Raw genomic sequence first — 7,306 nt, 5'->3', positions numbered from 1 at the left:
ATCATTTACGATGATCTTAGTAAACAAGCTGTGGCTTACCGCGAAGTTTCATTATTATTAAGAAGGCCTCCGGGGCGTGAAGCTTATCCTGGTGATGTATTCTACCTGCACAGTCGTTTATTAGAAAGAGCAGCGAAGATTGTATCTAAAGATGAAATCGCTAAAAAGATGAACGATCTTCCGGAAAATATTAAACATCTTGTAAAAGGTGGCGGATCATTAACAGCATTGCCTATTATCGAAACACAGGCTGGTGACGTATCAGCTTATATCCCTACCAACGTAATTTCAATTACCGACGGACAGATATTCCTGGAGTCGAACCTGTTTAACGCGGGTGTACGTCCGGCTATCAACGTAGGTATCTCGGTATCACGTGTGGGTGGTAATGCGCAGATCAAATCAATGAAAAAAGTTGCCGGTACTTTAAAATTAGATCAGGCACAATACCGCGAGTTAGAGGCTTTCTCAAAATTCGGATCGGATCTGGATGCTTCTACCAAAACTGTACTGGATAAAGGTGCACGTAACGTGGAGATATTAAAACAAGGTCAATACTCGCCGGTAACTGTTGAAAAACAAGTGGCTATTATTTATTTAGGAACTAAAAACCTGATGCGTAATGTGCCTATCAACAAAGTGCGTGAGTTTGAGGCCGAATATACAACACAGTTAGAGCAACGTCATCCGGAAGTGCTTGCCGCTTTAAAAGCAGGTAAACTGGACGACCAGATAACCGGCGTACTGGAAACAGTAGCTAAAGAGTTATCAGGAAGATATAATTAATTTTTAGATATGAGATGTGAGATATGAGTATTGAGATAATCGATACTCATATTTTAAAATAAATTTAGACTGATGTTTTGATGATTGAAAGAGAAGGGGCTAAGGTCTCAAATCTCAAATCTCAAATCTCAAATCTCAAAAAATGGCTAATTTAAAAGAAGTAAGAAACAGGATAGGTTCGGTAACGTCAACCCAGCAGATAACCAAGGCCATGAAAATGGTTTCGGCGGCTAAGTTGAAACGTGCTACCAATGCAATTGTACAATTGCGTCCTTATGCCAATAAGCTAAAGGAGCTATTATCAAATTTATCGGCAAGTTTAGAAGATGGTTCATCGCCATTTTTGCAGCAGCGCGAGCCTAATAAGGTATTGGTTGTAGTTGTATCATCAAACCGTGGTTTGGCAGGTGCTTTTAATGCCAACGTTATTAAAACTGCCAATAACCTGATAGCCGAAAAATACAGCGAGCAGCTAAAAGCGGGTAATGTATCAATAGTAAGCATCGGTAAAAAATCGCAGGAGTATTACCAACGCCGTAAATACAATGTTATTGGCAACAATAATGATGTATATAACAACCTGAACTTTGCCAACGTGTCTTTAATTACCGAAGACATTATGGCTGGCTTTTTAAAGGGCGATTATGACCGTGTTGAACTGGTATATAACCATTTTAAAAACGCCGCAGTACAGTTTTTAATGGCCGAGCAGTTATTGCCCGTACCAAAAGCCGAAACTGTGGTTGAGGTTAATACGGCGCAAAAAGCTAACGCTCCACAAGTTGATTACATACTGGAGCCTTCGCAAGAAGAGATAATTGACCAGCTGATACCAAAAAATATCAGGATACAGGTTTATAAAGCAGTGCTTGATTCAAATGCTTCTGAGCATGGCGCACGTATGACGGCCATGGATAAAGCAACCGAAAACGCAGGTGATTTGTTGAAGGCCCTAAAGCTATCATACAACCAGGCCCGCCAGGCAGCTATTACTACCGAACTTACCGAAATTGTAAGCGGCGCGGCAGCATTATCAAACGGATAAAAAAATCAATTAATATTTTTGAAAAGGCTTCCCTAAAGGGAGGCCTTTTTTATTTCTTGTCATTGCGAGCGGGAATAAGTTAGGCCTGTGCGGGCGAAGCAATCTCGTCGCTTGCAGATTTAGCCTATGTAACATATTTAGTAACTAAGGTTACTATTGATGGGTTATTGGTATCAATTAAAAAACCAAATTAAACCTACTATCTATGAAAACAAAAATTTTAATGATGCTGTCGGCAATGGTATTGCTGGCCGCATGCAAAGGAAGTTCAAGCAGCTACGAGTCTATGAGTGGAACTGCAGACAGTGTTAAGATGCAGGATGTAAACCTGGATGTACCCAAACTAATTAAAACCGGCGGTATGAACTTTAAAGTGAACAACGTGCAGCAGGCAAGTGAGAAGATCACTTCGTTAACCGGCCAATATAATGGTATGGTAATGAGCCATAGGGTAAACTCCACGGTGAATAGTACCAGCGATAAGCGTGTGAGCAATGATTCGGTAATGCGGGTATCAGCATTCTACACATCTGCTAATATGACTGTAAAAGTACCATCAATTAAGCTGGACGAATACCTGGATAAAGTATCATCAATGGGCTTATACGTAACCAGCCGGAGCATGGATATTGAAGATAAAACATTGGATTATTTATCGGCCCGTCTTAAATTAAATAGCCGTAAAGAAATGGTGACCCAGCAAAAAGCCGGTAAAATAATTATTAAAAACCCATCGGCTGTTTTAAATTTAAAGGATGACCTTGTTGATGAACAGATAAGTAACCGAAAAATTGATGAGGCTGTTAAATATAGTGTAGTGAATTTGAGCTTTTATCAAAGCAATACCATTTTTAAAGAGGTAATTGCCGACGATGATCCTGCTGCTTATAACCTGCCATTTTTTAAAAGAATAGGAGTTGCTTTGGGCTATGGATGGCATATATTTATTGAAGCGATAATTATGCTGGCCAACATTTGGGTGTTTGTAATACTGATTATAGCCGGAGTTTTGTTTGTGCGTACAAACAAAAGAAATAAACTATTAACGGCTGGAAGTATTAAAAATTAAAAACCTATTCATTTTTCGCTAAACATTTATATTTTTGTGCCAACATAAAAAATTACCATTATGAGCTCAATACAGGAAGCAAATTCAGAACGCCATTATATATTAATAGTGATTGCCATAATAATAGGCCTGGTAGGTGTTTACCTTCGCTTCGCCGATTTTAAACATGCTTCGGCTGTTGCTAATATCATATTAGCGGCTGGAGTGGTAGTATGCTTAAAAGCAGTGTTTGCGATATTAAAATAGTCATTTTCAATAATATAAAACAAAAACGCCTTGATTTATCAAGGCGTTTTTGTTTTATATTATTTTAGTGATTAGAGATTGGTTAATTAGTGATTAGTTAATCGGCTCAACTAATCACTAATCTCCAAACACTAATCAACTACTTAGGCCTATACTTTGCCCCGTTCAATATCTTTTGTGCATCCCCATCAGCCATCAGTTGCTGCAGGGTAACTTCGGGATTCTTTTCCATGTACTGCCGCACAATTTGCCACCCTGTCCAAACCCCCAGTTTAGGTGCCGACTCGTTTTTTTCGCCGAGGCCGGGAGTAAAGGGTGCCTCGGTTAAATAAGTTTGTATTTTTTGATAGTCGGTTTCATACAGCAGGTTTTCCTCAATAAAATAGGCCCAGATATTGGCCTTGTTATCATCGCACCACTTTAATTGTTTAGTAGTATAGCCAATTTTAACCGAGTCGGCCACATCAGGTAATACCTGGTCCATAAAGTACAATATCTTGCCGTTATAAACCATTTTTGCCAGTAATGATTTATCGCTATCACTCTCGGCGAACATATCCTCGCGGGCAATGCCCTCAGCAACGCGGGGCGCTATATTATCCGGTGTAAACCTGCGCGAAAGGTAATGCGGAAAGCTCTCGACCAATGCAGGGTAAAAGCGCGAATTGGCTCCTAAAAAAAGATCAAGACCTATACCTACGTACCCATCGCCAATAGAAGTTTGCGTTTGAAACCCCGAGAAGTAGGCGTAAACTTTTGGTATTTTTTTCTGCGGATAATAATATTTAATGCGCCTAAAGGCATCAGTAAGCTCCTCGTTTTGCTTATCCATGCTGCCGGAGTAAACCGAATCTACATCGTGCTTAAGATCGGTATAAGCCTTGCCCGCAAATACCCGCCGCAGCGTGGCAAAGTAGCCGGTATCAGCCGCGCTGCCTACACCCAGTACACGTTCAATAAAATCTTTATAAAAAATGCCGTATTTGTTTTGCAGGTAAACTGCCTGTTGGGCCATTGGTTTGGTGCGCAGGGCATCAAAATCGTAGTCAAAACGTTCTATCTTTACGTCAACGGGTATATTGCTCACGTCAACTTTTTTATTACGGCTGCATGAGGTAATTGCAAGGACAATGAAAATAAATAAATAAATTTGCTTTGATTTGCGGTACATAGGGGCCATTTTTATACTTCGGATAAAAATAGTTTTTTATTGCATTACCTGCATACTTTCATACCCCGGTAATTAGTTATTATATATATACTATGAAAATAGCGTTAGCCCAACTTAACTATCATATAGGCAACTTTGAATCCAACACGGCTAAGATAATTGACCACATACAAAAGGCACGTAATAACGGGGCCGACCTGATTGTGTTTTCTGAGCTATGTGTTTGCGGTTACCCGGCGCGCGATTTTTTAGAGTTTAAAGAATTTATAAGCCAATGCGCAGATGCGGCTAAAACTATTGCCGAAGCCTGTACCGGTATTGCCTGTATAATTGGTTTACCTACGCCTAATCATAGAGTTGAGGGAAAGGAGTTAAATAATTCGGCTTATTTTATTGAGGATGGTAAAGTTAAGGCTGTGGTAAATAAGGCCCTGCTGCCCAACTATGATATTTTTGATGAATACCGGTATTTTGAACCCTCAACTGAGTTTAATTGTATTGATTTTAAGGGCCATCGTATAGCACTTACTATTTGTGAGGACTTGTGGAACACTATAGAAAACCCTTTATATATAACCCGGCCAATGGATACGCTGATACAGCAACAGCCGGACCTCATGATAAATATTGCCGCCTCGCCGTTTGCGTATACGCATGATGACGAGCGCATTGCTATTTTAAAGGACAATGCTTCCCGTTATAAATTGCCGCTGTTTTACGTTAACACCGTTGGCGCGCAAACGGAGCTGATATTTGACGGCGGATCATTAGTGTTTGACAATACCGGTAAGTTGGTTGATGAATTGCCGTATTTTGAAGAAAGCCTGGCCTATTACACTTTACAGGATAATAGTGAGATCACATTCACTCATACGGCAACTATACGTATGGAGCCTGAAAGTGATATCGACCAGATACACCATGCGTTAATATTGGGCATACAGGATTATTTTTATAAATCCGGCTTTAAGCAGGCCATTTTGGGTTTATCCGGCGGGATTGATTCGGCAGTGGTATGCGCGCTTGCGGCCGAGGCTTTGGGTGCCGAAAATGTTATGGCGGTGCTGCTACCTTCTAAATTTTCAAGCGATCACTCACTAAAAGATGCCGAGGATCTGGTAAATAACCTGGGCTGCAAGCACGAGATAGTGGCCATAAAACACATAACCGATGCTTTTGAAACCGCCCTGCATCCGCAGTTTAACAACCTGCCCTTTAATATTGCCGAAGAGAATATACAATCGCGCAGCAGGGCAGTAGTGCTGATGGCCATGTGTAATAAGTTTGGCTATATATTACTCAATACATCCAACAAAAGCGAGGCCGCAGTGGGTTATGGGACCTTATATGGCGATATGTGCGGCGGTATATCCGTAATTGGCGATGTATTTAAAACGCAGGTTTTTGAGCTGGCGCGACATATTAATCGCGAGCGCGAGATCATCCCCATAAATTCAATCACTAAACCACCATCAGCCGAGCTAAGGCCGGGCCAGAAGGATACCGACTCGTTACCGGAGTATGATATATTGGATAGAATACTGAAAGAGTATGTGGAGCATCGCTGCTCATCAGCCGAGATAATTAAAATGGGCTTTGATGAAGCAATAGTGCGTAAGGTAATAAGACTGGTAAACATTGCCGAGCATAAACGCTACCAAACACCGCCCATATTAAGGGTATCGCCAAAAGCATTTGGTATGGGCCGCCGGATGCCTATTGTGGGTAAGTATATGCAGTAGCGCGGTAAAAGGCGTGTCACCCTAAGCTTCGTCGAATGGTGCGTGTGTTGGCCCTTGCCCGCTATTCTTCGACGGAACTCCTTGACAGCACACGTTTAGGGTTGATTTACTTCCCCAACACCTCCGCCAATTTTTTATCCAAATCAGCACCGCGAAGGTCCCTTGCAATTATTTTTCCAAAAGGGTCAATCAAAAAATTGGCAGGTATTGCCGTAACAGCATACAGCTCGGCCACTTCGCTATTCCAAAATTTAAGATCAGTAACTTGTGGCCATGCTAAACCATCCCTTTTTATAGCTGCCAGCCAGTCGGCTTTAGCTCCCGGCCTGTCTAATGATACACCCAGGATAGTAAACTTTTTGTCCTTATACTTATTATAGTTTTTAACCAGGTTGGGGTTTTCATCGCGGCAGGGCCCGCACCATGATGCCCAAAAATCTATTAACACATATTTACCCCTAAATGAGGATAGCTTAATAGGTATATCGTTAATATTTTTTTGTGTAAAGTCAGGCGCTATAGCACCAATAGCCGTAATTTTTGCCTGATCAATACTTTGTTTAATTACTTTGCCCGCCTCGGTTTCTTTTACCTCAGGTGTTAGCGTATTATATAAACGCTCGGCTTCAAAAGGGTCGGTTTTATTGTCTATGGAGTTTAATGCAATTAGGCTCAGGTAGCTTGCCGGATGCGCAATAATAAAAGTTTGCAATACTGACCGCTGCCTGTTTTGCAAAGCTTTAAACTTATCCTGCACTTCTATTTGAAAAGCGTCGGTATTTTGTTTGTCTTTAGGAGTTGCCTGTACCTCGGCAGTAAGCTTCGAAACGTCCGTCATTATAGGCGTTATCTGCGCCATTAATTTAATATTGTCATCGTTAATAACCGAGCCTGTAATTGTAGCTTTGGCTATCGAGTCGGTAGCAGAGGTTATGCTCATGTCGCCTTTTTCTACAAAAAAGCTAAGCATATCCAGGTTTACGGTAAGCTTATTAAGTCCCTGGCCCTTGTAATCAGTAACCAGGTAGGCGTTGGTAGGGTTTAACAACTGCCCGGTAAAGGTAAAATCGCCATTTACCAAGGCTGATGAATCGGCAACTTTATTAGCGCCAAGCTGGTAAAAAAGATAAATGCGTGCCGGGCTGTTCAAATTACCCACATGTCCTTTTATGTTAAAAGTGCTGGTTTGGGCAATAGAAAATAAGGGTAATGCTAAAAACAGGAAAAGTAATTTCTTCATTAATCAA

At 41.1% G+C, this 7,306-nt stretch carries 6 protein-coding genes and 1 pseudogene; 5 read left to right on the top strand and 2 right to left on the bottom strand.

Annotated features, from left to right (window positions below):
* The 4 genes and pseudogenes from ABI367_RS06945 to ABI367_RS06930 form a co-directional block, all read left to right on the top strand.
* A pseudogene (locus tag ABI367_RS06945) lies at positions 1 to 786 on the top strand (F0F1 ATP synthase subunit alpha); the annotation flags it as partial.
* Between the two features lie 142 nt (positions 787 to 928).
* On the top strand, positions 929 to 1,831 hold the full coding sequence (gene atpG / locus ABI367_RS06940; protein WP_462227388.1) for an ATP synthase F1 subunit gamma: 903 nt from the start codon (positions 929 to 931) through the stop codon (positions 1,829 to 1,831).
* A gap of 205 nt (positions 1,832 to 2,036) precedes the next feature.
* Positions 2,037 to 2,900: a DUF4349 domain-containing protein gene (locus tag ABI367_RS06935; protein WP_462227387.1), complete on the top strand. Its 864-nt coding sequence runs from the start codon at positions 2,037 to 2,039 to the stop codon at positions 2,898 to 2,900.
* A 60-nt stretch (positions 2,901 to 2,960) separates the two neighbouring features.
* Positions 2,961 to 3,146 (top strand): hypothetical protein, encoded by a 186-nt coding sequence (locus ABI367_RS06930; protein WP_462227386.1) that lies wholly within the window; start codon positions 2,961 to 2,963, stop codon positions 3,144 to 3,146.
* Between the two features lie 139 nt (positions 3,147 to 3,285).
* On the opposite strand, the gene gldB is transcribed toward ABI367_RS06930, so the two are convergent.
* Positions 3,286 to 4,317: a gliding motility lipoprotein GldB gene (gldB, locus tag ABI367_RS06925; RefSeq protein ID WP_462227385.1), complete on the bottom strand. Its 1,032-nt coding sequence runs from the start codon at positions 4,315 to 4,317 to the stop codon at positions 3,286 to 3,288.
* 92 nt (positions 4,318 to 4,409) lie between these two features.
* Here gldB and ABI367_RS06920 point away from each other — a divergent pair, with 92 nt between their 5' ends.
* Positions 4,410 to 6,059 (top strand): NAD+ synthase, encoded by a 1,650-nt coding sequence (locus tag ABI367_RS06920; RefSeq protein ID WP_462227384.1) that lies wholly within the window; start codon positions 4,410 to 4,412, stop codon positions 6,057 to 6,059.
* Between the two features lie 106 nt (positions 6,060 to 6,165).
* Here ABI367_RS06920 and ABI367_RS06915 read toward each other — a convergent pair whose 3' ends face one another.
* Entirely contained in the window at positions 6,166 to 7,299 is a 1,134-nt protein-coding gene (locus tag ABI367_RS06915; RefSeq protein WP_462227383.1) for a redoxin domain-containing protein, read from the bottom strand.
* Positions 7,300 to 7,306 lie beyond the last annotated feature (7 nt).

Origin of the sequence: Mucilaginibacter sp., from assembly GCF_039935595.1 — a bacterium.
GTDB lineage: Bacteria > Bacteroidota > Bacteroidia > Sphingobacteriales > Sphingobacteriaceae > Mucilaginibacter.
Note: the sequence above shows the minus strand (reverse complement) of the source record. Positions and strands in the feature narration are given on the sequence as shown.

Excerpts from the sequence above, each read along its gene's own strand:
- atpG (WP_462227388.1), top strand. The coding sequence starts at position 929 with ATGGCTAATTTAAAAGAAGTAAGAAACAGGATAGGTTCGGTAACGTCA.
- ABI367_RS06935 (WP_462227387.1), top strand. The coding sequence starts at position 2,037 with ATGAAAACAAAAATTTTAATGATGCTGTCGGCAATGGTATTGCTGGCC.
- ABI367_RS06920 (WP_462227384.1), top strand. The coding sequence starts at position 4,410 with ATGAAAATAGCGTTAGCCCAACTTAACTATCATATAGGCAACTTTGAA.
- ABI367_RS06915 (WP_462227383.1), bottom strand. The coding sequence starts at position 7,299 with ATGAAGAAATTACTTTTCCTGTTTTTAGCATTACCCTTATTTTCTATT.
- ABI367_RS06930 (WP_462227386.1), top strand. The coding sequence starts at position 2,961 with ATGAGCTCAATACAGGAAGCAAATTCAGAACGCCATTATATATTAATA.
- gldB (WP_462227385.1), bottom strand. The coding sequence starts at position 4,317 with ATGTACCGCAAATCAAAGCAAATTTATTTATTTATTTTCATTGTCCTT.